The 25,828-nt window shown below is 56.6% G+C and carries 22 protein-coding genes; 8 read left to right on the forward strand and 14 right to left on the reverse strand.

Features of this window, described 5'->3' with window-relative positions; genetic code table 11:
* On the reverse strand, positions 1 to 3,365 hold a 3,365-nt coding region (metH, locus tag Q1K23_RS01155; protein WP_300361406.1), incomplete at its 3' end, for a methionine synthase.
* A gap of 188 nt (positions 3,366 to 3,553) precedes the next feature.
* On the opposite strand from metH, the gene Q1K23_RS01160 reads away from it, so the two are divergent.
* Positions 3,554 to 4,006 carry a PAS domain-containing protein gene (locus tag Q1K23_RS01160; protein ID WP_300361352.1) on the forward strand — a complete coding sequence of 151 codons (453 nt, stop codon included), beginning with the start codon at positions 3,554 to 3,556 and terminating at the stop codon, positions 4,004 to 4,006.
* A gap of 11 nt (positions 4,007 to 4,017) precedes the next feature.
* Here the strand turns inward: Q1K23_RS01160 and Q1K23_RS01165 are convergent, their stop codons facing one another.
* The 10 genes from Q1K23_RS01165 to Q1K23_RS01210 all read right to left on the reverse strand — a co-directional run bounded on the left by Q1K23_RS01165 (position 4,018) and on the right by Q1K23_RS01210 (position 15,653).
* The gene (locus Q1K23_RS01165) at positions 4,018 to 4,470 is read right to left on the reverse strand and encodes a hypothetical protein (RefSeq protein WP_300361353.1); all 453 of its coding nucleotides are present in this window, start codon (positions 4,468 to 4,470) and stop codon (positions 4,018 to 4,020) included.
* On the reverse strand, positions 4,467 to 4,904 hold the full coding sequence (locus Q1K23_RS01170; RefSeq protein ID WP_300361355.1) for a Sua5 YciO YrdC YwlC family protein: 438 nt from the start codon (positions 4,902 to 4,904) through the stop codon (positions 4,467 to 4,469). The genes Q1K23_RS01165 and Q1K23_RS01170 overlap by 4 nt, the downstream gene beginning before the upstream one ends.
* Positions 4,904 to 8,179: a carbamoyl-phosphate synthase large subunit gene (gene carB / locus Q1K23_RS01175; protein WP_300361357.1), complete on the reverse strand. Its 3,276-nt coding sequence runs from the start codon at positions 8,177 to 8,179 to the stop codon at positions 4,904 to 4,906. The genes Q1K23_RS01170 and carB overlap by 1 nt, the downstream gene beginning before the upstream one ends.
* Positions 8,180 to 8,312: 133 nt before the next feature.
* Positions 8,313 to 9,149: a rod shape-determining protein MreC gene (mreC, locus tag Q1K23_RS01180; RefSeq protein WP_300361359.1), complete on the reverse strand. Its 837-nt coding sequence runs from the start codon at positions 9,147 to 9,149 to the stop codon at positions 8,313 to 8,315.
* The gene (locus tag Q1K23_RS01185) at positions 9,142 to 10,176 is read right to left on the reverse strand and encodes a rod shape-determining protein (protein WP_300361361.1); all 1,035 of its coding nucleotides are present in this window, start codon (positions 10,174 to 10,176) and stop codon (positions 9,142 to 9,144) included. Before Q1K23_RS01185 ends, mreC begins: the two co-directional genes overlap by 8 nt.
* A complete protein-coding gene (gene clpX, locus Q1K23_RS01190) occupies positions 10,177 to 11,397 on the reverse strand; it encodes an ATP-dependent Clp protease ATP-binding subunit ClpX (protein WP_300361364.1) in 1,221 nt (406 codons plus the stop codon). It lies immediately after the preceding gene.
* Positions 11,387 to 12,178: an acyl-ACP--UDP-N-acetylglucosamine O-acyltransferase gene (lpxA, locus tag Q1K23_RS01195; RefSeq protein ID WP_300361366.1), complete on the reverse strand. Its 792-nt coding sequence runs from the start codon at positions 12,176 to 12,178 to the stop codon at positions 11,387 to 11,389. Before lpxA ends, clpX begins: the two co-directional genes overlap by 11 nt.
* Positions 12,178 to 12,624, reverse strand: a complete 447-nt coding sequence (gene fabZ / locus Q1K23_RS01200) for a 3-hydroxyacyl-ACP dehydratase FabZ (protein WP_300361368.1) — start codon at positions 12,622 to 12,624, stop codon at positions 12,178 to 12,180. The genes lpxA and fabZ overlap by 1 nt, the downstream gene beginning before the upstream one ends.
* A gap of 38 nt (positions 12,625 to 12,662) precedes the next feature.
* Positions 12,663 to 13,742 carry an epoxyqueuosine reductase QueH gene (locus Q1K23_RS01205; protein ID WP_300361371.1) on the reverse strand — a complete coding sequence of 360 codons (1,080 nt, stop codon included), beginning with the start codon at positions 13,740 to 13,742 and terminating at the stop codon, positions 12,663 to 12,665.
* Entirely contained in the window at positions 13,743 to 15,653 is a 1,911-nt protein-coding gene (locus tag Q1K23_RS01210; protein ID WP_300361374.1) for an NAD(+) synthase, read from the reverse strand.
* Positions 15,654 to 15,787: 134 nt separating this feature from the next.
* Between Q1K23_RS01210 and Q1K23_RS01215 the strand changes: the two genes are divergently transcribed.
* From Q1K23_RS01215 to Q1K23_RS01225, 3 genes are read left to right on the forward strand one after another with little or no spacing between them, the layout of a single operon-like run.
* On the forward strand, positions 15,788 to 17,830 hold the full coding sequence (locus Q1K23_RS01215) for a TonB-dependent receptor (RefSeq protein ID WP_300361376.1): 2,043 nt from the start codon (positions 15,788 to 15,790) through the stop codon (positions 17,828 to 17,830).
* Positions 17,827 to 18,372, forward strand: a complete 546-nt coding sequence (locus Q1K23_RS01220) for a YfiR/HmsC family protein (RefSeq protein WP_300361379.1) — start codon at positions 17,827 to 17,829, stop codon at positions 18,370 to 18,372. Before Q1K23_RS01215 ends, Q1K23_RS01220 begins: the two co-directional genes overlap by 4 nt.
* Positions 18,369 to 19,685, forward strand: coding sequence for a sensor domain-containing diguanylate cyclase (locus tag Q1K23_RS01225; protein WP_300361382.1), 1,317 nt, complete (start codon positions 18,369 to 18,371; stop codon positions 19,683 to 19,685). The genes Q1K23_RS01220 and Q1K23_RS01225 overlap by 4 nt, the downstream gene beginning before the upstream one ends.
* A 3-nt stretch (positions 19,686 to 19,688) precedes the next feature.
* On the opposite strand, the gene Q1K23_RS01230 is transcribed toward Q1K23_RS01225, so the two are convergent.
* Genes Q1K23_RS01230 through Q1K23_RS01240 form a run of 3 tightly spaced genes read right to left on the reverse strand, consistent with a single transcriptional unit; the run spans position 19,689 to position 20,641 of the window.
* The gene (locus Q1K23_RS01230; RefSeq protein WP_300361385.1) at positions 19,689 to 20,216 is read right to left on the reverse strand and encodes a peptidylprolyl isomerase; all 528 of its coding nucleotides are present in this window, start codon (positions 20,214 to 20,216) and stop codon (positions 19,689 to 19,691) included.
* Positions 20,217 to 20,265: 49 nt separating this feature from the next.
* Positions 20,266 to 20,409 (reverse strand): hypothetical protein, encoded by a 144-nt coding sequence (locus tag Q1K23_RS01235; RefSeq protein WP_300361388.1) that lies wholly within the window; start codon positions 20,407 to 20,409, stop codon positions 20,266 to 20,268.
* Positions 20,387 to 20,641, reverse strand: coding sequence for a helix-turn-helix transcriptional regulator (locus Q1K23_RS01240; RefSeq protein ID WP_300361391.1), 255 nt, complete (start codon positions 20,639 to 20,641; stop codon positions 20,387 to 20,389). The genes Q1K23_RS01235 and Q1K23_RS01240 overlap by 23 nt, the downstream gene beginning before the upstream one ends.
* A 222-nt stretch (positions 20,642 to 20,863) precedes the next feature.
* On the opposite strand from Q1K23_RS01240, the gene Q1K23_RS01245 reads away from it, so the two are divergent.
* The 4 genes from Q1K23_RS01245 (at position 20,864) to pyrF (ending at position 25,617) form a co-directional block, all read left to right on the forward strand.
* On the forward strand, positions 20,864 to 22,039 hold the full coding sequence (locus Q1K23_RS01245) for an FAD-dependent oxidoreductase (protein WP_300361394.1): 1,176 nt from the start codon (positions 20,864 to 20,866) through the stop codon (positions 22,037 to 22,039).
* Positions 22,040 to 22,234: 195 nt separating this feature from the next.
* Positions 22,235 to 24,196 (forward strand): acetate--CoA ligase, encoded by a 1,962-nt coding sequence (gene acs, locus Q1K23_RS01250; protein ID WP_300361397.1) that lies wholly within the window; start codon positions 22,235 to 22,237, stop codon positions 24,194 to 24,196.
* A gap of 10 nt (positions 24,197 to 24,206) precedes the next feature.
* Positions 24,207 to 24,905: a hypothetical protein gene (locus tag Q1K23_RS01255; protein WP_300361400.1), complete on the forward strand. Its 699-nt coding sequence runs from the start codon at positions 24,207 to 24,209 to the stop codon at positions 24,903 to 24,905.
* A gap of 28 nt (positions 24,906 to 24,933) precedes the next feature.
* The gene (pyrF, locus tag Q1K23_RS01260) at positions 24,934 to 25,617 is read left to right on the forward strand and encodes an orotidine-5'-phosphate decarboxylase (protein ID WP_300361403.1); all 684 of its coding nucleotides are present in this window, start codon (positions 24,934 to 24,936) and stop codon (positions 25,615 to 25,617) included.
* Positions 25,618 to 25,828 lie beyond the last annotated feature (211 nt).

Here is a 25,828-nt window from a genome sequence, read left to right on the forward strand (position 1 = left end):
ATCTGCCACGTTTCGCTCAGCTTAATGCCGTAATCCTCCGGCTTCAGAAGCCTGAAAATGGGGCCGTTGAGCTCCAGGTCCGGGCAGGCGGGGTATCCGGGTGAGTAGCGCGCACCCCGGTAACCCCGCATCTTGACGTCCCGCAGCGTGTGGCCCTCGTTTTCGGCGATGCCCAGATCGAGACGGATCTGCTTGTGTGCCACCTCCGCCAGGGCTTCGGCCAGCTCCACGCCGAGGCCGTGGACCAGGTAGTATTCGTGAAACTTCCCTTCGTCGTAGAGTTTTCGCTCGTACTCGCTGATGCGGCTTCCGGCGCTGACGGTCGTGAAAGCCACCACGTCGTGGCGGTCGCGATGGAAGTAGTCGGCCAGGCATCGCCACGGCTTTTTGTGCTGTCTGGGAAAGGTCATCTGCTCCTTGGCCCGCCCCATCACGTACTCCAGAGGCTCCCTGTCGGCGTCTTCATCGCGGTGCCACCCTTCGCTCTCGTCGAAGATCAGCAGTGTCGTGTCGTCACTGCGGCAGGGGTAGTAGCCGTAGATGATCGTCGGATCGAAGAGCCCCTCTTCCAGAAATTGCCGTTTCAATCGCTCGTAGGCGGGCCAGACCACCTCCTCGAGTTGCTTTTCGTAGGCCTCTTTGGTCATTCCCTTGCTGCGGTAGCCCCACCGCTGCTTGAAGAGCATCCGGTGGTTGAGCCACTCGAAGGCGATGGCGGGGTCGAAATCGGCTTTCGTCATGACGCGCCGTCCCCAGAAAGGGGGAATGGGGATGCGCACGTCACGCGAAGGCATCGGGATCTCCTCGAAAGGAGGGATGACCACCTCTTTTTTCTCTTTGACGACGACCGTCTCCTCCTCATCGTTCATATCCCCCGCCAGGCGGGTGTCGAAGTTGCCCTCCTCGATGCGCCCCATCGCCACGACGCCGTCGAAGGCGTCCCTGCAGTAGAAGATCGGCCCGTCGTAGATGGGGCGGCAGTAATCGTCGACGAACCCTTTGGTCAGCGCCGCGCCTCCCATCAGCACCGGAATGTCGAGCCCCTTTTGCTTCATCACTTCCAGATTCTCTTTCATCACCTGGGTCGATTTGACCAGCAGGCCCGAAAAACCGATGGCGTCGGCCTTGTGCTCTTCTGCCGCTTTGAAGAACTCCTCGATCTCCACCTTGATGCCCAGGTTGATCACCTTGAAGCCGTTGTTGGAGAGGATGATGTCGACCAGGTTCTTTCCGACGTCGTGTACGTCGCCTTTGACGGTCCCCAGCACCAGCGTCGTGTCGCTCGCCTTCTCCTTTTTTGGCAGATAGGGCTGCAGATGATCCACCGCCGCCTTCATCGTCTCGGCACTCTGGAGCACGAAGGGCAGCTGCATCTGGCCGCTGCCGAAAAGCTCACCCACCACTTTCATCGCGTCGATCAGAATCTCGTTGACGATCTTTTCGGGAGGGATACGGTGGCGTACCTCCTCCACCAGCGGTATCATCCGCTCCTTGTCCCCGTCGAGCAGCAGTTTGTGGATCTTCTCCTCGTCGCTCATCTTCAGATAGGCTTCGTCCTCGGCCCCCTGGTCCACCGCCTCCTTCTTGCTGAAGTGCTCGATGAAGCGAAAGAGCGGATCCCCCTCCTCCCGCCGGTCGAAGAGCAGATCCTCGCACACTTTCCTGTCCTCTTCGCTGATCTTGTTCATCGGGATGATATGTTTGACGTTGATGATCACCGAGGTGAGCCCCGCTTCCAGACAGTGGTGCAGAAAGACCGAGTTGAGATAGGGTCGGGCATCCTTGTCGAGGCCGAAGGAGATGTTCGAAAGCCCCAGGGTCGTCCCCACTTCCGGATGACGGCGCCTGAGCTCACGGATCGCCTCGATCGTCTGCACCGCCGCGTCCCTGTACTCCTCGTCACCCGAACCCACCGTGAAGGTCAGCACGTCGAAGACCAGGTCCTCGGGCTTCATGCCGTGCTTTTTCGTGGCCAGTTCATAGATACGCTCGGCCACTTCGAGCTTCCGTTCGACCGTCTTGGCCATCCCCTTTTCGTCGATCGTCAGACAGACCAGAGAGGTGCCGTAGCGCCGGGCCAGACGACAGACCGCGTCGAACTTCTCGATCCCGTCTTCGAGGTTGACCGAGTTGATGATCGGTTTGCCCCCGATGCACTTGAGCGCCGTCTCCAGCGCTTTGGTCTGGGTCGAGTCGGGCATGAGCGGCAGGGGGATCTTCTGGGCGTAGAGGCTCATCACCTCCCGCATATCCTTCGTCTCGTCCCTTCCGGCGAAACCGACGGAGACGTCGAGCACATGGGCGCCCGCCCGCACCTGCTGCTGCCCCACGGTCAGGGTCCCTTCGTAGTCTTCGGCCAGCAGAAGCTCCCGAAACGCCTTCGATCCCGTGGCGTTGGCCCGCTCGCCGATCAGCAGCGGCGGCGGATCCTGCATCAGCGTCACACTGTTGAAAAGCGACGCCAGGGAGGTCGGATGGCTTCCCGTCGCTTTTTTCGGCACGATCCCCTCCACGGCGTCGGCCAGGGCTTTGATATGCTGGGGCGTGGTGCCGCAGCAGCCCCCCAGAAAGGTGACACCGTCGTACTTCGTGAAACCCTTCTGGAGTCTGGCGAACTCTTCGGGTCCCATCGGGTAGTAGGTGTAGCCGCCGCGGTTTTGGGGCAGTCCCGCGTTGGCGTGGACCGAAATGGGTTTATGCCACACTTCGCTGAGGGTCTTGACATGCTTTTCGACCTGCTCGGGGCCGGTGCCGCAGTTGAACCCCAAAGAGAGGATCTCGAAGGGCTCCATGATCGTGGCGATCGTCGCCGCGTCGGTGCCGATGAGCATCGAGCCGCTCAGCTCGATCGTGACCGAAACCATGACGGGGATCTGCACTCCTTTCTCTTCGGCGGCGTCGGTGCAGGCGTGCAGCGCCGCTTTGATCTGAAGCGGATCCTGGCAGGTCTCCAGCAAAAAGATGTCCACACCCCCGTCGATCATCCCCTCGGCCATCGTTCTGTAGCCGGCATACATCTCGTCGTAGGTGATGTGCCCCAGGGAGGGAAGCTTCGTCCCCGGGCCGATCGACCCCAGACAGAAGCGGGGTTTGTCGGGCGTGCTGTACGCTTCGCAGACCGATTTGACCAGTTCACACCCTTTTTTGCTCAGTTCATAGGCCCTCTCTCCCAGTCCGTACTCGTCTAGCACCCACTCCATCGAGCCGAAAGTGTTGCTCTTGATCAGGTCCGCCCCCGCCATCGCGTAACGCTCGTGGATGCGCCGGATCAGATCGGGTGCCGTGGCGTTGAGGAGCTCGTTGCACCCCTCTTTGCCTTCCCACGCCTCGTCGGGAATCTCCATGCTCTGGATCTGGGTTCCCATCGCCCCGTCGATGATAATGATTTTTTTCTGTATCAATTCGGTTATCTTATAATTGCTGTCCACTTTCCATCCTCAAAAAATCCGGAAATTCGCCGATATTTCAAACGTCATAAACGTCCATTGCTTCCTGACATTTTACAGTCCGGTTGCTATGATTTGAATAATCTTTCATGACTAAGGTTCATTGTATGGGAAAAACGATCAAAAACATCAAAACCGGTCAATCCATCACCAAGCCAGATCCGGTCAATCAGGAGGTACTCTTCGACGGCGGCGTCATGATCACCGAAACCGACACCGCCGGCATCATCGTCTACGCCAACCGAAAATTTCGGGAGATGACCGGATATACGAAAGAGGAGCTCGTCGGCTCGCCCCACAACATCAACCGCCACCCCGACATGCCGAAAGCCGCTTTCGCGAAGATGTGGGAGACGATCAAACGGGGCGAAATGTGGGAAGGGTATGTCAAAAACATGCGCAAAGACGGCAAATACTACTGGGTCATCGTCTGGATCAAACCCAAATTCGACAAGGAAGGCAATATCGTAGGCTATATCGCGGGCAGAAAAGTTCCCGACCGGCACATGATCAAAACGGTGGAAAAAGACTACAGAGCGATGCTCGAGCAGGAAAAATAGGCTCTTGGGACCTATTTTTTCACTCTCCTCGTGACAGGATATCTGAGAGTGATCTTTTTACCCGGCACGATGACGTAGTCGTATCCTCTGCCGGTGTAGAGAATCGTGGCGTCTTTGATCACGACATTTCTGAACTGATAGTCGACATGCTCTTTGGAAAAGAGCGCCCTGCCTATCTGCTCTCCGAAGCTTGGAATCCATGGAATGAAGGCGATCAGAAACGAAAGAATATAGAAAGCGACCTTCTCCTTCGTCTTATTCTCGACGAGAAAAACGGTACCGTAGAGCAGAATACCCAGAGGCCAAAGCCACCAGAACTGGGAATCGGAAAAGAATTCGTTGTAGAAAACGGGAATGGTGTGGGCTTCGATGTAGTTGACGAAAAGACCCGCATAGAAGAGAAAGTCGAAGGCGAGCCAGAAGAGCAGGCCGAAAAAAATGATCGTAAAGAGGCGGACCATCATCGTTTCTTCACCTTTCCGGTTCTATAAAGCTGCCAGATATGCGACGGCATCCTGTCGGAGAACCCTTCTTTAGATTCTACCACAACATCACACATTTTTTTCGCATACGTCTCGTCGAAAGGCTTGCCGTGGGGGTTGGCGGAGGTGGTGAAACACCATCCGAACTTTTCGACGAACTCGCGATGCGAATCCTGAACGACCCGAAAAGAGTTTCCGTTGGGAAGGATGAAAGAGGTTTTGCGGCTGCGTCTGACGAACCTTCGGTGTGTCAGGGGCACACGTCCCATCCGGCGAATATCGGCAAATCGGCTCAGCGCCCGCAGAAAAGGTTTTTCGGGAGGTCTCCCTTTGATTTCGGCGAGCCTGTCGGCGGAACAGGAGAGAAATCCCGCCGTCGTATCGGTCTGGACCAGATAGACGAAATCGCGCCGCATCACTCGCTCAGATAATCCTGCAGCGCCTTGGGCTCGAGAGCCTCGTCTTTTTGAATCTCACGAATCGCCGCCGCCGTGGCTCTGGCCGCCGCGATCGTCGTGAAATAGGGGATATTGAAGCGAAGCACCGCCTGCCGGATACGTCTGGCGTCGTCTTTGCTCGCCTTGTTGTCGGAGGTGTTGACCACCATGTCGATCTCGTTGTTTTTCAGCAGGTCCTCCACGTTGGGCCGCCCTTCGGAAATTTTGAGGACGACATCCGATTCGACACCCGCTTCCTCCAGCACTTTGTGTGTTCCGGAGGTGGCGACGATCCTGAAACCGAGCTCTCTGAAGAGTCGGCCGATCTCCGCCGCCTCTCCCTTGTCGTGGTCGGTCAGAGACATGAAGAGCGTACCCTCGGTGGGGATACGGTTTTTGGAAGCGAACTGGCTTTTGGCGAAAGAGATGCCGAAGGTACGGCTGATCCCCATCACTTCTCCGGTGGACTTCATTTCGGGGCCCAGAATCAGGTCGCTGCCGGTCAGTTTGCTGAAAGGAAAGACCGCCTCTTTGACGGCGACATGGTCTCTGAGCTGAGGCTTGAGAACGTTGCCGTCGTCGGTGACGACGCCGAAGGTATCGTAATATTTCAGCGCTTCGCGCAGATCGCCTTTGACCATCACCCTGGTAGCCACTTTCGCCAGCGGCACGCCCGTCGCCTTGGAGACGAACGGCACCGTACGGCTTGCCCGGGGATTGACTTCGATCAGATAGACCTCGTCCTGGAAGATGGCGTACTGGATATTCAGAAGTCCCTTGACGCCCAGTCCCAGGGCGATCGCCTTGGTCTGGTTCTCCACATCTTTGACCAGCTTGTCGGAGATGCTGACCGTCGGTAGCGAACAGGCGCTGTCGCCGGAGTGGATCCCCGCCTCTTCGATGTGCTGCATGATCGAGCCGATATAGACCTCCTTGCCGTCGCTGATGGCGTCGACATCCAGCTCGATGGCGTGGTCGAGAAACTTGTCGATCAGTACCGGCGATTCGTTGGAGACGCTGACCGCCTCGTCCATGTACTCCCGCAGCTCCTCTTCGTTGTAGACGGTGCGCATCGCCCGGCCTCCAAGGACGTAGCTGGGACGCACCAGTACCGGATAGCCGATGCGCGAAGCGATGGCGAAAGCCTCCTCTTTCGTGAAGGCCGTGCCGTTTTCGGGCTGTTTGAGGCCAAGCTTCTGGATAAAGGCCGAGAACTTCTCCCGGTCTTCGGCTTCGTCGATCACCTTGGCGCTGGTACCGATGATCTTGCCGCCGATGGAGGTGATCTTCTTGGCCAGTTTCAGCGGCGTCTGCCCGCCGAAGTGGACGATGATGCCGTCGGGGTTTTCCGTCTCGATGACGTTTCGCACATGCTCGAAATCGATCGGATCGAAGTAGAGGATGTCGCTGGTGTCGTAGTCGGTGGAGACCGTTTCGGGGTTGCAGTTGTACATGATGGAGGTCATCTCCATATCGGCCAGCGCGAAGGCCGCGTGGACACAGCAGTAGTCGAACTCGATCCCCTGGCCGATCCGGTTGGGGCCGCCCCCGATGATGAGAACCTTCCCGTTCTCCGATGCCTGATTCCCGATTTCCGTTTCCCGTTTCCCGATGCCCGACATGATGTTCGTCGAGGAGTAGAGGTAGGGTGTGAGCGCCTTGAACTCCGCGGCACAGGTGTCGACTTCGTGGTATTCCAGATCGATGCCGAACTTCTTTCTGGCGGCGTGGACGTCGTTTTCGCTCAGATCCAGCCCCTCTTTTTCGTTGATGATCTTCGCGATCATCGCATCGCTGAAACCGTCCGCCTTGATACGGCGAAGCGTCGCTTCGTCATGCAGCGTTTCGACGTCGATCCTCTTTTCGAGTTCGACGATGTCACGGATCTGCCGAAGAAACCAGGGGTCTATTTTGCTCAGTTCGAAGACCTCTTCGACACTGAAGCCCTCTCTGAAAGCCTGCGCCACGTAAAGGAGCCGGTTTTCGTTGGGGCGACGGATCTCCCGCTTGAGCGTCTCCTGGTCGCATTGAAGCGGATCGAATCCGGTCAGTCCGGTCTCCAGAGAGCAGAGCGCCTTCTGCACCGACTCTTTGAAAGTGCGGCCGATCGCCATCACTTCGCCCACCGACTTCATCGACGTGGTCAGCGTACTGTCGGCCATCGGGAACTTCTCGAAAGTGAAGCGGGGAATCTTCGTGACGATGTAGTCGATGACCGGCTCGAAACTCGCCGGGGTACCGGTGATGTCGTTTTTGATCTCGTCCAGCGTATAGCCCACCGCCAGCAGCGTCGCCACCTTCGCGATCGGATATCCCGTCGCTTTGGAAGCCAGCGCCGAAGAGCGGGAGACGCGGGGGTTCATCTCGATGACGATCATGCGGCCCGTTTCGGGATTGACCGAAAACTGCACGTTGCTTCCGCCGGTATCGACGCCGATCTCCCGCAGAATCGCGAAACTGGCGTCACGCATGCGCTGGTACTCTTTGTCGGTGAGCGTCAAAGCCGGCGCGACGGTGATGGAGTCTCCGGTATGCACACCCATCGGGTCGAGGTTTTCGATGGAGCAGACGATGATACAGTTGTCGGCTCTGTCGCGGATCACCTCCATCTCGTACTCTTTCCACCCCAGCAGCGACTCTTCGATCAGGATTTCGCTGATCGGGCTCGCCTCCAGACCCGCCGCCGCCAGCTGCTTGAATTCGTCGATATTGTAGGCCACGCCCGATCCGCCGCCGGCCAGGGTGTAGGAAGCGCGGATGATGAGAGGGAAACCGATGTTTTCGGCGGCGTCCATCGCCTCCTCCATCGAGTAGGCGTACTGGCTCTTGGGCAGATCCATCCCGATCTTGATCATCGCCTCCTTGAAGGCCTGGCGGTCTTCGCCCTTTTTGATCGCCTCCGGGTTGGCTCCCAGAAACTCGATGCCTTCGAGCATCCCTTTTTCGTGCATGCTCATCGCCACGTTGAGCGCCGTCTGACCACCCATCGTCGGCAGGATCGCGTCGACCCGCTCCTTTTCGATGATTCTGGCGATCACCTCTTCGGAGATCGGTTCGATGTAGGTACGGTCGGCGAACTCGGGATCGGTCATGATCGTGGCGGGGTTGGAGTTGATCAGTACGACACGGTATCCGAGCTCCTTGAGCGTCTTGGCCGCCTGGGTGCCGGAGTAGTCGAATTCGCAGGCCTGGCCGATGACGATGGGGCCGGAGCCGATAAGCAGAATGGTGTGGATATCATCACGTTTTGGCATGAAGAGGCTCTCCTCATTGAAATTTTTTTATTTTACAAAAAAAGCTCTTAAGAAGGGGTAATTTGTGGTTGGTCGATGGTCGATAGTTTATGGTCTATTGTTGATGAGGGAGGTTTTCAGCCAAACTATCCGTTCACCGTTCACTCTTTACCGTTTCCCGTTTTCTCTTCACAGTTTCCCGTTCACCCTTAACCGTTCCCTCCGTTTCCTGCCTCCCCACGATCCAGACGTAGTCGGGATGGAGCGTATCGCCGTACAGAAGGATTTCGGCGTTTTTGAACCCCTGCATGTTGCGTATGGAAAGGACCTTTCCGACGGGTATGCCGATGGGAAAGATTCTGTCCAATCCGCTCGTGAAAACCCGGTCGCCCGGAGCGAGCCGCATCCATTCGGGGATGTATTTGACCACCATATGCTTCGGATCTTTTCCCATCGCGATGCCCGGTGCCCTGTTTTTTCCGATATAGACGGCGAAATTACAGGCTTTGTCCCCCGCCAGAATCATAAGAGGACGCCGTTTCTCCTCGACCACGATCCCCACGGCGAAACCGCCCCTGATAACCCCGTAGTTTTTCAGAGGATTGTAGTCGGGAAAATCCTCCAGCCAGAGCTGCTGGAAATTGCCCAGAAGCGCGTATCCCTTGACCCGCACCGCTTCGACCGTCGCGTTGACATCGGGTCTGGGATCGAGCGCCTCTTTCATCGCCTGATATTTTCGGATGTCACTTCGACACAGGATGAGATTTTTTTCGAGATTTTGGACTTTTCTGTTCAGTGTGTCGATCGTATCCGCCTGCATCCAATGGCGTTGCACTCCTTCTTCGATACTTTTCCTCAGATCGAAATAGGCTGTCTGGATGGTGGATGTGAAAGCGGTGAAGAAGTCTCGGATGGCGGGACTGTAGAGGATCAGAATCCCTACGATTCCCGCCAGAATGAAGAACGGAACTTTTCCGTAGAATCTATTCATACGAGAGTTGCTGGAGCAGATTGATCTCTTCCAGTGCGCGTCCGGTTCCTTTCGCTACGGCCAGCAGCGGCTCCTCCGCCACGTAGACGGGGAGTTTGACGATATCGGAGAGATATTTGTCCAGCATACGGATCAGAGCGCCGCCTCCGGTCAGTACGATACCGTTTTCCACGATATCGCCGGCCAGATCGGGCGGTGTCTGCTCGAGAATGTCCTTGAGCGCTTCGCCGATTTCGCGCAGCGGCTCTCTCATCGCCTCCCTGGCGTCTTCGCTGGTCAGTTCGATGGAGTTGAGCAGACCGCTCACCTGGTCCCGGCCGTTGATCGTCATGGTCCGCTCTTCCGTAAGCGGCAGGGCGCTTCCCACTTCGATCTTGATCTCCTCCGCGACGCGGTCGCCGATGAGAAGGTTGTATTTGCGTTTGACGTAGTCGGCGATCGCCTGGTCGATCTTGTCCCCGGCGGTGCGGATCGACTTGGAGATGACCAGACCGCCGAGAGAGACGACACCGATCTCGGTGGTACCGCCGCCGATATCGACGACCAGATTGCCGTGGGGTTCCTTGACGGGCAGGCCCGCCCCGATCGCCGCGGCCATCGGCTCCTCGATCAGGAAGACTTCACGCGCGCCCGCACTCAGCGCCGATTCGCGTACCGCTTTGCGCTCCACCTGGGTCAGGCCGAAAGGGACACAGACGATGATCCTCGGACGGATGAAAGTCTTGCGATGGTGCGCCTTTTCGATGAAATAGCGGATCATCTTCTCGGTGATGTCGAAATCGGCGATGACGCCGTCTTTCATCGGCCTGACGGCCCGGATGTTGCCCGGTGTCTTGCCCACCATCTCCTTCGCCTCGTGCCCGACGGCCAGAACCTTTTCGTGTCCCGTCTTGTCGCTCTGGATCGCCACGACGGAGGGCTCGTTGATGATGATCCCCTCCCCTTTGACCAGGACCAGCGTGTTGGCGGTCCCCAGGTCGATGGCCATATCGTTGGAAAAAACACCTATCAGTTTGTCGAGAAACATTTACGCGCTCTTTTTGCTTTTTTTGATACGAAGCGGCTCGGCTCCGTTTTTGACCACATCTTCGGTAATGACGATTTCGTAGCCTTCGAACTCCGGAAGGTCGTACATGATGTCGACCATCACCTCTTCGATGATCGAACGCAGACCGCGGGCGCCCGTCTTGCGCTGGATCGCCAGTTCGGCGATCGCTTCCAGGGCCGCCTTTTCGAAGGTGAGCTCCACATCGTCGATGGCGAAAAGTTTCCTGTACTGTTTGACCAGGGCGTTTTTCGGCTCGGTCAGGATGCGGACCATATCCTCTTTCGTGATCTCGTTGAGGGTGGCCAGTACGTGCAGACGGCCGATCAGTTCGGGAATGAGCCCGTAGGCGACGAGGTCGTCGGCTTCCACGTAGCTGAGTACCGCTTCGTCGTCCTGTTTGGAGCGCTTCTCCTGATTGAATCCCAGCACGTTGCCTCCCAGGCGGCGCTTGATGATGTCGGCGAGTCCGTCGAACGCACCGCCGCAGACGAAGAGGATGTTCGACGTGTCGATCTGGATGAAATCCTGATTGGGATGTTTTCTTCCCCCTTTGGGCGGGATGTTGACGATGCTTCCTTCGATGATCTTCAAAAGCGCCTGCTGGACCCCTTCGCCGGAGACGTCTCTGGTGATGGAGCGGTTTTCGCTCAGACGCGAAATCTTGTCCACCTCGTCGATGAAGACGATCCCCTGCTCCGCCTTTTTGACGTCACCGTCGGCCGCCTGCAGCAGCCGTGTCAGAATGTTTTCGACATCCTCTCCCACATAGCCCGCTTCCGTCAGGCTCGTGGCGTCGGCGATGGCGATGGGCACGTCGAGGAATTTCGCGATGGACTGGGCCATCAGCGTCTTTCCGCTTCCCGTGGGTCCGATCAGAAGAACGTTCGATTTGGCGATCTCCGTATCGTCGTCCTCGAGCAGTTTCTGTTTGAAGATCCTCTTGTAGTGGTTGTAGACCGCGACGGAGAGAATGCGCTTCGCACGCTCCTGTCCGATGACGTACTGGTCCAGTGCCGCCTTGAGCTCTTTGGGTGTCAAAAGCTCTCTGTCGACCGCTTCGCCCTCCTCTTCGACTTCGCCGAATAGAATCTTGTAGGCGGATACGACACAGTTTTTACAGATATAGACATTGTTTCCCGCCAGCAGCGGATTTTCCACACTCTCGTGTGCGCCACAGAAACTGCAACTTCTATTGGTCATTGATTTTCCTCTCGAATGGAATGCCGCGTTTGGTTTCCAGAATGAAACGGCACATTTTTTTCACTTCTTCGCTTTCACTCGTATCGAGCAGCCTTTCGGCCGTCTCCTTCAGCGGTTTGCCCCGCTCGAAAAGCTCCTTGTAGGCCGAGCGGATCGGGTCGATCGCCTCTCTGGGAAGGGCACGGCGAAGTCCCGTGAGATTGAGACCGCGCAAAACGGCGCGGTTCCCTTCGGCCAGGCAGTAGGGCGGTACGTCCTGGCTCAGTGCCGAGGCTCCCGCGATCATCGCAAGATCGCCGATCTTGACGAACTGATGGATCGGCGTCAGGCCTCCGACGACCACACCGTCGCCCACTTCCACATGCCCCGCCAGCGTCGCGGCGTTGGCGAAGATGCATCGGTTGCCGATGATACAGTCGTGGGCCACGTGGACATACCCCATGAAAAGGTTGTCGTCGCCGATCTTCGTGATGCCGCCGCCCCCTTCGGTTCCCGGATTGATCAGCGTAAACTCCCGGATCGTGTTCCTATCGCCGATGATCAGCTGCACATCTTCGCCGTGAAACTTCAGATCCTGCGGAATGGAGCCTACGACGGCATGGGAGAAGATGCGGCAGTCGCTGCCGATCGTCGTATCGCCGTCGATACGTGCGCCCTGGCCGATCGTCGTCCGGTCACCGATCTTCGCTTTCGACGAAATCCACGCAAAAGGCTCGACGACGACATCCTCGCCGAGCTGCGCGCCATCCTCGATGACGGCCAGTGGTGATATCTTCGCCATTATTTGTCCACGATCATCGCTTTGAGCTCGGCTTCCGCCACGAGCTTGTCCTCCACGTAGGCTTTGCCCTCGAGGACCCAGATCGCACCCTTGTGTTTCAGGACATCCAGCTTGTAGACGAGCCTGTCGCCGGGGCGTACCGGATGGCGGAACTTGCATTTGTCGATACTCATGAAGTAGACCACCTTGTCTTCGGTATCGTCCTGCTCTTCTCCGCTCATACTCTCGAAAGCCAGGATCCCTCCGGCCTGCGCCATACCCTCGATGATCATGACACCCGGATAGATCGGATGCCCCGGAAAATGGCCCTCGAAGACCGGTTCACTGATCGAGACGTTCTTGTAGGCCTCGATCGATTCGCCGTTTTTGACCTCCATGACACGGTCCACCAGCAAAAAAGGGTACCTGTGGGGAAGAATTTTCTGAATCTGTACAACATCCATCATCTTTGAAATCACCTCGAAATAAAAATTCTCTTATTTTATCACAAGCACACTAATATTTCTCTGACATCCCGATACTGTTCACCTTCGATAAAGATTTCGAGCTTTCCTTCGGGAATCTCCTCCAGTACGATCAGAGGGGAAAGGTCCCAGAGTCCCAGCCCCACGCGCTCTCTGATCTCGAGCTCCTTCTTGAAAGGCGGAGGATCGAAAACGAGTGCCGCCACATCTTCGTAATCGCTCCCCGCGAGCCGGTTGTACCGTTCCAGCGTCATGAAGCGGATCTCTTCACGGTTGAAATACCACAGACCTTCATGCTCGAACTCGATCTTTCCGTTGGTATATCGCCGTTTCATGACCGAAAAGGGAAGTATATGGCTTACAAGCGTCTCCTTTTTTCTTCTGACCCATCCCAGTTTCAGACGGTAGTTGAGAAACTTCTGGCGGACGATCCTGTACGCCTCTCCCCGCGCCTCGATCTTCAGACGCTTTTCGTACATTTCGATCCGCTCTTCGATCGAGCCAGGAAGCGTCCGGCCGTCAATTGGCGAAAAGAGTTCGTCGACGGGCATGTTCTGCTGCTGCCGCTGCATCGTCAGACCGTAGAGGCAGCCGCAGTAGTCCTGACGATAGAGTTTCGCTCTTTTGGCCTCCTCCTGCTGACGCTGCGTACCGCCGCCCACACGATAGTCCACCGTCACGAAAGAGACACCCTCCGCCGCCGCGATCCTCTCCCCTGCCTCACGCAGCTGATCGATCGACTTTTTGGGGCTGGTCAGCAGTGTGCTGGTCATCCGCTCCTCGCCGATCTCTCTCGCTTTTTTCGCGCTCACGGCGAAACGGCGGTCGAAACAGATGCTGCAGCGCGACCCCTTTTCGGGGACATGCTCGTGACCGCGCACCGCCTCCATCCAGGCGTCGATGTCGTAGGGACCCTCGATCAGCTCCACACCCAGCATATCGCAGCTGCGCTGCACATCCAGCAGACGCAGACGGTATTCGCTGTAGGGATGGATGTTGGGATCGTAGAAAAAACCGACCAGCTTCTCGTCGGGAAAATCCTCCCTCAGCCTCTGCAGAAAGTAGTGGCTGTCGACACTGCAGCAGATATGGACCAGCACCTACCGCTCCGCCGCCTCTTCCAGATCCCTGACCCACTCTTCGACATCGGCGTCGCTGGGCATACGCCAGTCGCCCCGGGGCGAGAGGGCGATGGTACCCACTTTCGGACCGTCGGGCATGCAGCTGCGCTTGAACTGCTGGGTGAAGAAGCGGCGCAGAAACACTTTGAGCCATCCCCGGATGATCTCTTCGTCGTATTTTCCCTTGAAAGCCGTTTTGGCCAGAAAAAGGATCTTCCGCGGGCGGGCGCCGCTTTTGATCATATGGTAGAGGAAAAAGTCGTGGAGTTCGTAGGGGCCCACCATCTCTTCCGTCTTCTGGGCGATCTCGTCGTCTTTGGGCGGCAGAAGCTCCGGACTCACCGGTGTGGCCAGGATATCGTGCAGCACGTCCGAGATCTTCGGGTAGACCTCCGTCGTCCACTCCACGAGATAGCGGATGAGGGTTTTGGGGATTCCCACATTGATGGCGTACATGGACATGTGGTCGCCGTTGTAGGTACTCCACCCCAGGGCCGACTCGCTCAGGTCGCCCGTTCCCACGACGATGCCGCCCAGTTTGTTGGCCAGGTCCATCAGGATCTGCGTCCGCTCCCTGGCCTGGACGTTCTCGTAGACGATCGTATGCTCGGAGGGGTCGTGTCCGATCTGTTTGAAATGCTCCATACAGGCATCCGTGATGTCGATATGCCGAAGCGTCACACCGAGCCCTTCGCAGAGTCTGACGGCGTTTTCGAGCGTGCGTCCGGTCGTTCCGAACCCGGGCATCGTGACGCAGATGATATCTTTGGGGTCCCTGTGCATGATTTCGAAGGTGCGGTAGGTCGCCAGCAGCGCCAGCGTCGAGTCGAGCCCCCCCGAGATGCCCAGTACGCAGACGCGGGAGCCGATGTGTTCGAGCCTCTTCTGCAGCGCCGCCGCCTGGATCGCGAAGATTTCGCGGCACCGTTTCGCCCGCTCGCTCTTTTTCGAAGGCACGAAAGGATGGGGATCGACGTAGCGGTTGAGCTGCTCGATCCGGGGCGGTTCGAAGAGAGCGACCCTGCGAAAAGGCCGCACCTCGCCGTCGGCGAAGCTCCCCTCGCTCACCCGCATCGTTGCGAGCCTCTCCACGTCGATATCGGCGAAAATCACCTGCGACTCGTCCCAAAAACGCTCGCCCCGTTCGAGCATGGTGCCGTTTTCGGCGATCATCGCGTCTCCGCCGAAGACCACGTCGGTCGTCGACTCCCCCATGCCGCAGGAGGCGTAGACGTACCCGGCCATGCAGCGCGCGCTCTGGGTACTCACCAGTGACGCCCGGTATTCGCTCTTGCCGACGATCTCGTCGCTGGCGGAGAGATTGAAGAGGATCGTAGCACCGGCGAGTGCCTGCCAGGAGCTCGGAGGTACGACGCTCCAGAGATCCTCGCATATCTCGACACCGAAAACGAGATCTTCGTAGCAGAAAAGAAGATCGACACCGAAAGGCACCTCCTCTCCCAGAAGTTTCACCGTCTCGTTTTTCATGCCGACGCCGCTGACGAACCATCTCTTTTCGTAGTACTCTTTGTGCTCGGGTACGAAAATTTTCGGCACCACTCCGAGTATCCGCCCCTCCTGTATCACCACCGCACAGTTGTAGAGCCGCCCTCCGTGCCACACCGGCGCGCCGACGATGCCTGCCGTCCTGCACGTTTCGGAAGCTTTTCTGAGCTTTTCGAGGCCCTTTTCGACACTCCTGTGCAGCGCCTGCTGAAAGAAAAGATCCCCGCAGCTGTAGCTCGATACGGAGAGCTCCGGAAAGAGGACGACAGCGGCGTTCTGCTCCGCCGCGATCTTCCACAGATCGACGATGTGATCGACATTGAAATCGACTTTCGCGACACGTACTTTCGGCACGGCGGCTGCCACTCTGTAAAATCCGTACATTGCATCTCTCTGACGTTGGAATAATGGAATCTATTTTAGCATAACCGCAGAGGGAAGGGGCACTCACACCATTCTCTTTTTTGACGATTTATTATAAAGAACGATTCTATCCTGAGAGAACGTGAAGGAATCAGATGTCCATTCGACGTATCGCCCTGCTTTCCATCTTTTTGCTGACACTTTCGGCTGCCGGAGCGCAACAGAGCGGTACGGCCGGATCCGGATGGGGTGACGGCCTTCTCGAAGCGCTGGAAGAGGCGAGCGACATCGCGACCCAGGAGCGGCTCAATATCGACGAAATCCCGGAGTTCACGACCGTTCTCAGATCCGAAGAGTTGCGTGCCGCGGGGGTGCAGGATCTGTTCGACGCTCTCTCGCTCGTCCCGGGCATTCAGACATCCGTCATGCAAAACGGCATCAAAAAGGTCGTCATGCGCGGCTACGACAATCCCAACAGTTTCGTCTTCGACAAATTCAAACTCGTCATCGACGGATACACCGTCGATACCGTCGATTTTCAGAACACCTCCTACTACCTCAGCCTGCCGATCGAACTGATCGAGAGAATCGAAGTGGTGCTCGGTCCTGCGGCGGCACTGGAGACCTCCGGAGCCCTGACCGGCGTCATCAAACTCTTCACGAAAAGCGGATCGGAGAAAACGGAAGGATCGCTTTTCGTCCACGGCGGCAGCTACGCGGAAGTGATGGTCGCAACGGTGCAGAGTTACGCACTGGGTGACGAAACCCGGCTCAGTCTCGACGGGTACTACAAGAAGCACGACCGCATGCTCGATGCCGATGACTACGCTCTTCCCAACACACTCGCCAGAGATCCCGAGTCGAGCGAGTGGCTGAAAGATTTCTCGGTAGGAGCGACACTCCGATACAAAAAGCTGAAGATCACAGGCCGCATCAAGCGGGAACATCAGGGAAACTATTTCGGATGGGAGGAGTATCTCGAACAATCCACGAAAAGGGGTATGACGGCCCGTCACATCTATCTGCAGGGAAGCTACGAAGATGATCTCTCCTCCATGGAGTCGCTCAGACTCTCACTCGCCTACAGCCATTTCAGATACGACGCCGACGCGCAGAACTATATCGGAGTGACACACGATTTATACCTTCCCTATACTCTGGATCTGAAACAGAGCGAAGCCGGCATGCAGATGGAAGCGTCGGTCAATACCAGGCGCATCGAAAATCACGACATACGGATGGGATGGCACGGTTTTTCGAGCCGTCAGTACAGCAACGATCTGGATATCGAACTTCCGACGGGAGCCACCATCGACACGACACTGACCCGAAAGGATCTCAAGCGCTACCTCTCCTCCTTCTATCTGACCGATTCCGTCTCGATGGGAGAAAAGGTCGACGGCCATTTCGCTCTCAGATACGACCATCTGAGCGACATCCACAAAGGCTATTACAGTCTCGACGCCACGCTGCTCTATCGCCCATGGAGCACGCTGACCGTCAAGGGGGGATACGGCCACGCCTACCGGGCACCCTCCTGGGTCGAACTCCATACGATCCATCTCGAAGGGCTTCGGACCGGCAACCCCGATCTCGAAGCGGAAGAAGCCGACACGATCGAGGGATCGCTGATCTTCACCCCCTCGATGCGCCACCTCCTGAAACTCAATCTCTACTATACCAATGTGGACAACCTCATCGACAACAGGGAGATTTCGGGCACGGCACGGGCATCGGAGGAACCAGAATACGACAATTACAAAAACAGAGAGAGCAAAGGTTTCGAACTCGGTTACCGATACAGACCTTCGCCCGTCCATACCCTGAAAACGGCCTGTGCCTACAACGACACCGAGTACGTCACCGAGAAACAGTATGCCCAGTCGATGCCGGGCGTGGCCCACTGGAGCGGTTATCTCCTCTATCGCTACAATCCCAACGCCTCGACGACGCTTTCGGCCAGAGTCCGGTACATGGGACCCCAAAAAGCCTATCACGACTACGGCCGGGACGACGTCTCCTCCTACACCACGGTGGATGCCACATACAGTTACATCGCACCCTCCGGATGGAAATGCTACGCCACCGTCAAAAATCTCTTCGACGAGGAGGTTCGCGACAGCAGCTACTACGAGAGGCACGACGGCATTATCAGGCCGGGCAGAAGATTTTTCGTAACGGTCGAGTTTCCCCTATGATCAAACGGCTCCTCTTTCTGTGCTGGCTCCTTGCCATCTCCACAAACGCCTATATCTACAACGATTCACTGCTGCTGATCTACGCCAAAATCGTTCCCAAAATCATGATACTCGACCATACGGAACGAGAGAATGGGCCATCCTCTCCGATACTCTGCATACTCTACGAAAAGGGTGACAGACGCACCGCCGTCAAACTACGGGAGTTGATCCTCGCCAATCTTCCAAAAAACGGAAAAAATTCTCTCCGTATCGTCACGAAACCCTACAGCCAAACGGAGAAGTGCGAAGAGGTCTCCGCATTTCTTCTGCTCAACACCGGAGCCGAACGGGTAAAAAAGGCGATAGGTTTCGCAAAAAAAAGGCAACTGCTGAGTTTCGCCTATGACAGCAATATGCTCGATTACGGCGCGATCGTCTCATTGCACGCAGGCAAAAGAGTCTATCCCCTCGTCAACATCGACGCCATCAAACAAAACAGACTCCGGCTCGATCCTCTCCTTTTCCAGGTGGCGAAAATCTACAGAGGGGGCGGCTCGTGAAACGGACATCTTCCCTGACGACACGCATCATCGCCATCGTCACCCTCTCTTTTCTGCTTCTGCTGAGTCTCGTGAGCTACTCCCACTACTACTCGATGCGGGAATTCACGAAAGAGAGCGAAACCCAAAAGAGCGAGCTCATCCTCCACTCCATCGCACCCGTCGTCGCCATCGACATCTACCTGGAGATGGACGATCCGATGCGGGAGTATCTGATGAAGATCGTCGAACAGAATCCGATGATCCTGAAGCTGACGGTGCGGGACGAGAAGGGACGCACACGTTTCGACTACGCATCGCCCCGAGCCTCCCTGGAAGTCGAACCGATCTTCCGCAGCACCGAACTGCACAATCAAATGAACGGTTCGAACATCGGCGAGATAGAGATGCTCTACTCCAACGCCAAATACGAGATGCTTCTGACGCGCTACCGCATCTTCACGATTCTTCTCTTCGCGGGCGCCATGATCATAGCCCTGATTCTGCTTCTGTGGCTGAGAGCCTATCTATCGCCGCTGAAAAAGCTGGCGGACGAACTGAAATCCTACGATCCCCAGCGACACAACTTCATCAAAGAGAGGATGGAGAGCAAAGACGAGATCGCCGTCATCCACAACGCGGTCGTCGACATGGTCGAGAATATAGAAAACTACACCTCCAAACTCTACGAGCTCAACCTCAAACTCGAAACGAAGGTCAAAGAGCGCACGAGAATCCTCGAAGAGACCAACGAACGGCTCCGAAGAGAGGTGGTCGAAAGGACAAGGGCCGAAGAGGCCCTAAAATACGCCAACAAAATGCTCGAACAGCTCTCCATCACCGACGCGCTCACCGGCCTCCACAACCGGCGCATGTTCGACCAGAACCTCGCCAACTACTGGAAAATGGCCCGACGGGAAAGAATGCCGATATCGCTGCTGTTGTGCGACATCGATTTTTTCAAACGGATCAACGACAATTTCGGCCATCTGGCGGGAGACCAGTGCCTGAAGGAGCTGGCACAGATTCTGAAAGCGTGTATCAGCCGTCCGATGGACATGGTGGCACGCTATGGGGGAGAGGAGTTCATCTTCGTGCTGCCTGACACGCCGCTGCTTGGGGCCGTGGGAATCGCCAACGACATCATGCAGCGCATCGCCAAACGTAACGAAGCCACCTATACCGACATCAAGTTCACACTGAGTATAGGCATAGCCACCGTCACGCCGGACGAGAAGAGCGGAGAGTGCCTGGAGCTGCTTCATGCCGCCGACAAAGCGCTCTACGCGGCGAAAGAGAAGGGGCGCAACCGCATCGAAGTGCACCCCCTGTAGGTTCTATTTTTCTCTGGTTTCGTGAATTTCGATCGTCTCGATCGTATCGTTCTGGTCGATGCTGTCGAGGACCAGCATACTGTCGGCATCATCCTCTTCGATACCTCCGAAGACCGTATGCACCCCGTCCAGATGGGGGCATGGCGCGAAACAGATGAAAAACTGGCTTCCTCCCGTATCTTTGCCGGCATGGGCCATCGAAATGGTCCCTTTGACGTGTCTGTGGGTATTTTTGTCGGTCTCGCAGGCGATCGCCCATCCGGGTCCGCCGGTACCCGGCATTCCCGAGGCTCCTTCCCTGGAATGAGGGCATCCGCCCTGCGCCATGAACCCTTTGATGACCCGGTGAAACTTCAGGTTGTCGTAGAAGCCCTCTTTTGCCAGTGTGGCGAAATTGGCCACGGTATTGGGGACCTCGTCGACATAGAGTTTCAGCCAGATGTCGCCTTTGTTGGTCTTGATCTTCGCATACTGAAAACTCTTCAGCGTCTCCTGGTCGTAGTCATAGGTTTTCAACTTTTTTCCAAACATCTGATTATCCTTGATCGATAGATTTACGGGGCGGATTATACCACGTCGCTCAATACGGAAGATGGGTTTTTAGAAAAACGAAGAAGTGGTTGAGTCTGATCAACAGCCGCTTGTAGAGCGGAAGATTGGCCACCTGCAGGTGGCAGAAGAGTTCGTTGAGGCCCTCACGTTCACTCTGCGTCAGATTGCTCATTTAACGCCTTTATTTTTTTTACCACACGTACTATTTCGTCATCGTCCAGTTCACCGAGCATCTGCATCAAGGCGCGTGCCGCGATCGGCTGCGCTTTCCCCGTCCGCCAGTCCTGATAGGTCCGCATCGAAATACCCAACTCTTCCGCCATCGCCTTCTGCGAAATCTTTTTTCCGTTGTTTTTGGCTTCCAGGGCATTGTGGACAATGTTGAAAATGTCGCTGACTTTCATCACAAAATTATACTTCCCGAAGCTGTAATACACATTAATATGCTGTTTATTTCCATTTATCTTCTACTTTTAAGTATTTTTATATGTTTTACTATCATATATATACTTTTTTTATTTATTTTTTTACATTTTTTATACATTTTTCTGTGCACTACTCTCAAGCAATTCCCATTCCCTCTGCCGTTTGGTTATAATTTTTCATAAACAATGTCAGGGAGTCCCATGCACAGGATCGTGGTCATCGGTGGCGGATACGGCGGTCTTCGCGCCATCGAAAAGCTTGTCGGAACACCGGATACGGAAATCACGCTGATCGACAGAAACGGCTATCACTACATGCAGACGGAGGTCTACGGCTATATCGCCGGCACGAAGGACATCGACGAACTTGCGGTCGATCTGGAGGGCTGGTGCGGAGGGTTCTCTCCACCGGTACGTTTCGTCCGGGGAGAAGTCGAACGTATCGACCCCGACGGATCACTGGTCCATCTCGACACGTCTGCCATCCCCTACGACACCCTTATCATCGCCACCGGAGCCAGGACCAACTTCCCCTCTTTCATCGAAGGGCTCAGAGAGCACAGCTACGGTGTCAAACGGCTGGAGAAGGCTTTCGGCTTCCGCCACCGGTTCCAGGAGCTGGTGGAGAGGAAGCTGGAGGGGGATGCGGAACCCATCCACATCGTCGTAGCCGGCGCGGGGCTCTCGGGCGTGGAGGTGGCAGCCGAGATGGCCTATATGCTCAGACGCTACAAAAAGACACTGGGGCGCCATATCCGCGAGATAGAGATCACCCTCGTCGACGCCTGCGACACGATCCTTCCGGGCCTGCACCCTTTTGTGATCGAAAGCGCACGAAAACGTCTGCACGATCTGAACGTGGTTCTGAAAACCTCCGCCTTCATCGACAGGGTGGACGAGACCCATCTGCATCTGAAAACCAAAGAGCGGCTTCCCTATACATTCATCGTCTTTACGGGCGGCATCCGGGCGATCAGCGATTTCGTACCCGAATCGTTCGAAAAGAATTCCGCCGGCCAGCTGGCCGTGACGCCGTATCTCACCATCGAAGGCTACGAAAACGTTTTCGCCATCGGTGACGTAGCCGACATCAGGGACCCCGAAGGCAACCCCCTTCCTCCCACCGCCCAGATCGCGGAAAAAAGCGCCGAACATGTGGCACGAACCGTGATACGGCGGCTGAGGGGAGAGGAGACACACCCCTTTGCGGGAAAGATGGACGGCCTTTTCATCGCGCTGGGCGGCCGTTACGGCGTCGCCGAACTTTTCGGATGGCGGTTCAAGGGAATCGGCGTCTACTATCTCAAACGTCTCGTCACGCTCGTCTACTATCTGGGTATCAGCCTTAGGGTCAACGCCGGATACAAGATCCGATGACAGGACTGTTACGATTTTTCCCATCCTGCACGGCCGCGCGGTCTCCCGTCCCGGCCGATCGGCTCGAAACTCCGCAAAACCGGACAAAGAAACTTTTAGGTATTACTTTATATAATCAGTTAATTGCCGTATATACGCTTTTGCAGGATCAAAAAAGGGCACAATAACCGAAAATCGACCGAAGGAGACGTGTGCATGAGTCATACAAACAATGAAATCTATTATCCCAACAGAGCGTTCGCCAAAGAGGCGCGTATCAAGAATATGTGTGAATACAACGAACTGATGGCCTGGGCCAAAGAGGATTACGAAGGGTACTGGGATCACTGGGCAAAAGAGAAGATCGACTGGATCGAGCCCTACCATACGGTCCTGGACGAGAGCGACGCCCCTTTCTACAAATGGTTCGTGGGCGGAAAGCTCAACGTCTGCCACCAGTGTGTCGACCGCCATATCGACGTCCGAAAGAACAAGGCGGCCATCATCTTCGAAGGGGACCGCGGCGACAAGCAGATCATCACCTATCTCGAACTCTACCGGAACGTCAACCGCTTCGCCAATCTGCTGAAAAACCGTTTCGGCGTCAAAAAGGGTGACCGGGTCGTCCTCTACATGCCGATGATCCCCGAAGCGGCCTACGCGATGCTGGCCTGTGCCAGACTGGGAGCGATCCATTCGGTCGTCTTCGGCGGATTCAGCGCCGAAGCGCTGCGCGACCGCATCATCGACGCGGAGGCGAAAGTGGTCATCACCGCCGATGGCGCCTTCCGCAAGGACAAACCCTACATGCTCAAACCGGTCGTCGACGAAGCCCTCGAAGAGGGGTGCGACTGTGTCGAGAAGGTCCTGGTCGTCCAGCGCAACATGGAGGATGTCGTCTGGATCGAGGGGCGCGACTACAGCTACAACGAGCTGATCGACCTGGAGAGCGACCGCTGCGAGCCGGAGGTGATGGATAGCGAAGATCCCCTCTTCCTGCTCTACACCTCCGGCTCCACCGGCAAACCCAAAGGGGTCCAGCACTCCCAGGCCGGCTACATCCTCTGGGCCCAGATGACGATGGAGTGGGTCTTCGACGTCAAGGAGAACGACACCTACTGGTGTACCGCCGACATCGGATGGATCACGGGGCATACCTACATCGTCTACGGACCGCTGGCGATGGGCGCGACGACGGTGATGTTCGAGGGGGTTCCCACCTATCCCGACGCCGGGCGGGCCTGGAAGATGGTCGAAGAGTACAAGATCAACCAGTTCTACACGGCTCCCACGGCGATCCGCGTGCTGCACAAACTGGGCGAGAACGAGCCCGAAAAGTACGACCTGAGTTCCCTGAAAGTGCTCGGCACCGTCGGCGAGCCGATCGATCCGCCGGCCTGGAAGTGGTACTACGAAAAGATCGGCGGCGGCCGCTGCGCCATCGTCGACACCTGGTGGCAGACCGAAACGGGCGGCCACATGATCAGCCCGCTGCCGGGCGCGACCCCCATCAAGCCCGCCTGCGCCACCTTCCCGCTGCCGGGGATCATGGCCGAAGTGATCGAACCCGACGGCACGCCGGTGGCCCCGGGCGAGCAGGGCCTGCTCTGCATCACCCGCCCCTGGCCCAGCATGATCCGCACCATCTGGGGCGACCCCGAACGCTTCGTCAAAAGCTACTTCGGCGACGCCAAAAAAGATGGCAGACCGGTCTACTTCTCCGGTGACGGCGCGACGATCGACGAAGAGGGCTACATCACCATCACGGGCCGTGTCGACGACGTCATCAACGTCTCGGGCCATCGCATGGGCACCGCCGAGATCGAAGCGGCGATCAAGAAGCATCCCCACGTGGCCGAAGTGGCCGTGGTGGGCAAACCGGACGAGCTCAAAGGCGAGAGCATCTTCGCCTACATTGTCCTCAAAGATGTAGAGGACAGCTTCGGCGAAGAGGCGGAGCTGGCCAAGGAGATCAACGAAGTGATCGCCAAAGAGATCGGCAATATCGCCAAAGCCGACACGATCAAAGTCGTTCCCGGCCTGCCCAAAACACGCTCGGGCAAGGTGATGCGCCGCATCCTGCGCGCCATCGCCAAAGGGGAAGAGATCAAACAGGACATCTCGACACTGGAAGATCCGAGCATCGTGGCGAAGATCCAGACCTGCGTCATAGGATAAAGGAGAGAGGATGAAAACCCGGGTCGTTTTGCTGGCACTGCTTCTGTTTCTGACAGGCTGTTCTCAGCAGGAGCGGCCCAAAGAGAAGATCTACTTCTCCGTCCTCGTTCCCCAGCCCGTCGGAACACAGTCCACAGCTTACGTCGACAGAATGCAGGTTTTCACCTCCGAACTTCCCGAAACCGTCGTCTCGGCGATGGTGGTCAACAACCCGATCCGTGCCGACAGAGAGGCGCTGATCGCTCTGGCCATCGCCAACAAAACGGACAAGACCGTTCCCCTCGACTGGGAAAAGATCTCTTTTTTCCATCCCAAAAACATCATCCGGATGCTGCCGATCGAAGAGGTCTGCCACTACTTCGAGCAGCCGGGCCACAGCAAACCGATACTCGGCACAAAACTCTTCGAACGGGAACTCCTGCGCTACGGCGTCGTCAGCGACAAAGAGAGCAACAGGTCGAAACTGCGTCCGACGGAAAAGTCTCTCGCACAGATCTACAGCGATATCCGCAAGGATCTCTGCTTCGTCCGGCTGCCCCACAACACCGCTTTGCCGCCAAACAGCAGCACCGTCGGATTTCTCGTCATTCTGCTGCCCAAAGAGAACTTCATACGAAAAACCGATTTCATGCTCAAGATACCGGTCGGAAACGACCTGCACAAACTTCGCTACAAACTCCAGCCGATCGACGGCGACGGCGGCAAATAGGGTATAATTTCCCAAAAAGGACCCACCCATGCAACTCTGTGTGGCTCTCGACCTGCCGACGAAAGAGGAGAATCTCGCCCTCGCCGAAAAGCTGAAAAACCACGATATCTGGCTCAAAGTCGGTTTTCGCACCTTCATCCGCGACGGACGCCCGTTTCTCGAGGATCTCAAAACGATCAATCCCGGCTTCAGAATCTTTCTCGATCTGAAACTCTACGACATTCCCAACACGATGGCCGACGCCGCCGAGGAGATCGCGAAGATGGACGTGGATATGTTCAACATCCACGCCAGCGCCGGCAAAAAGGCGATGCAGACCGTGATGCAGAGACTCGAGCCCTTCGAAAAAAGGCCGCTCGTCCTCGCCGTCACGGCCCTCACATCGTTCGACTACCACACTTTCAAGGAGATCTACGGGGCGGATATCGAAGAGAAGGCGAAACAGTTCGCCCTGCAGAGCTACCAGGCGGGCCTCGACGGCGTCGTCTGCAGTGTCTACGAAAGCAGGATGATCAAGCACGAAACCGACCGCGGCTTTTTGACTCTGACACCGGGCATCCGCCCCTTCGGCGAAGCGAGCGACGATCAGAAAAGGGTGGCGGATATAGAAACGGCAAAAAGAGAGATGGTCGACATCATCGTCGTAGGCCGGCCCGTCTACAAAGCCGACAGACCGGCTGAAGTGGTCGAAAAGATCCTACAGGCCCTCTGAAGCCTACCAGTTCCCCTGGGGAACGGCCGTCTCCATACCCCAGATCATCCAGCCCACGAAAAGCGCGAAGAGTATGACGAAAACGAGCGGAGCGTATTTCTGAAACATTCTGACTCCTGAAATAGTTTTTCCGCATTGTAGCCAACAAATCATGAAACCAATCGGAAAACTCCAACAAACGATTCCGCTTAATTTCCGCCACAGGGAACGG

The sequence above is a fragment of the Hydrogenimonas sp. genome (assembly GCF_029933015.1).
In the GTDB taxonomy this organism is placed as follows: domain Bacteria; phylum Campylobacterota; class Campylobacteria; order Campylobacterales; family Hydrogenimonadaceae; genus Hydrogenimonas.

Excerpts from the sequence above, each read along its gene's own strand:
- Q1K23_RS01185 (WP_300361361.1), bottom strand. The coding sequence starts at position 10,176 with ATGTTTCTCGACAAACTGATAGGTGTTTTTTCCAACGATATGGCCATC.
- Q1K23_RS01165 (WP_300361353.1), bottom strand. The coding sequence starts at position 4,470 with ATGATGGTCCGCCTCTTTACGATCATTTTTTTCGGCCTGCTCTTCTGG.
- Q1K23_RS01160 (WP_300361352.1), top strand. The coding sequence starts at position 3,554 with ATGGGAAAAACGATCAAAAACATCAAAACCGGTCAATCCATCACCAAG.
- pyrF (WP_300361403.1), top strand. The coding sequence starts at position 24,934 with ATGCAACTCTGTGTGGCTCTCGACCTGCCGACGAAAGAGGAGAATCTC.
- clpX (WP_300361364.1), bottom strand. The coding sequence starts at position 11,397 with ATGACCAATAGAAGTTGCAGTTTCTGTGGCGCACACGAGAGTGTGGAA.
- lpxA (WP_300361366.1), bottom strand. The coding sequence starts at position 12,178 with ATGGCGAAGATATCACCACTGGCCGTCATCGAGGATGGCGCGCAGCTC.
- Q1K23_RS01215 (WP_300361376.1), top strand. The coding sequence starts at position 15,788 with ATGTCCATTCGACGTATCGCCCTGCTTTCCATCTTTTTGCTGACACTT.
- Q1K23_RS01230 (WP_300361385.1), bottom strand. The coding sequence starts at position 20,216 with ATGTTTGGAAAAAAGTTGAAAACCTATGACTACGACCAGGAGACGCTG.
- mreC (WP_300361359.1), bottom strand. The coding sequence starts at position 9,149 with ATGAATAGATTCTACGGAAAAGTTCCGTTCTTCATTCTGGCGGGAATC.
- Q1K23_RS01210 (WP_300361374.1), bottom strand. The coding sequence starts at position 15,653 with ATGTACGGATTTTACAGAGTGGCAGCCGCCGTGCCGAAAGTACGTGTC.
- Q1K23_RS01220 (WP_300361379.1), top strand. The coding sequence starts at position 17,827 with ATGATCAAACGGCTCCTCTTTCTGTGCTGGCTCCTTGCCATCTCCACA.
- Q1K23_RS01170 (WP_300361355.1), bottom strand. The coding sequence starts at position 4,904 with ATGCGGCGCGATTTCGTCTATCTGGTCCAGACCGATACGACGGCGGGA.
- Q1K23_RS01245 (WP_300361394.1), top strand. The coding sequence starts at position 20,864 with ATGCACAGGATCGTGGTCATCGGTGGCGGATACGGCGGTCTTCGCGCC.
- carB (WP_300361357.1), bottom strand. The coding sequence starts at position 8,179 with ATGCCAAAACGTGATGATATCCACACCATTCTGCTTATCGGCTCCGGC.
- Q1K23_RS01235 (WP_300361388.1), bottom strand. The coding sequence starts at position 20,409 with ATGAGCAATCTGACGCAGAGTGAACGTGAGGGCCTCAACGAACTCTTC.
- fabZ (WP_300361368.1), bottom strand. The coding sequence starts at position 12,624 with ATGATGGATGTTGTACAGATTCAGAAAATTCTTCCCCACAGGTACCCT.
- Q1K23_RS01240 (WP_300361391.1), bottom strand. The coding sequence starts at position 20,641 with ATGAAAGTCAGCGACATTTTCAACATTGTCCACAATGCCCTGGAAGCC.
- acs (WP_300361397.1), top strand. The coding sequence starts at position 22,235 with ATGAGTCATACAAACAATGAAATCTATTATCCCAACAGAGCGTTCGCC.
- Q1K23_RS01255 (WP_300361400.1), top strand. The coding sequence starts at position 24,207 with ATGAAAACCCGGGTCGTTTTGCTGGCACTGCTTCTGTTTCTGACAGGC.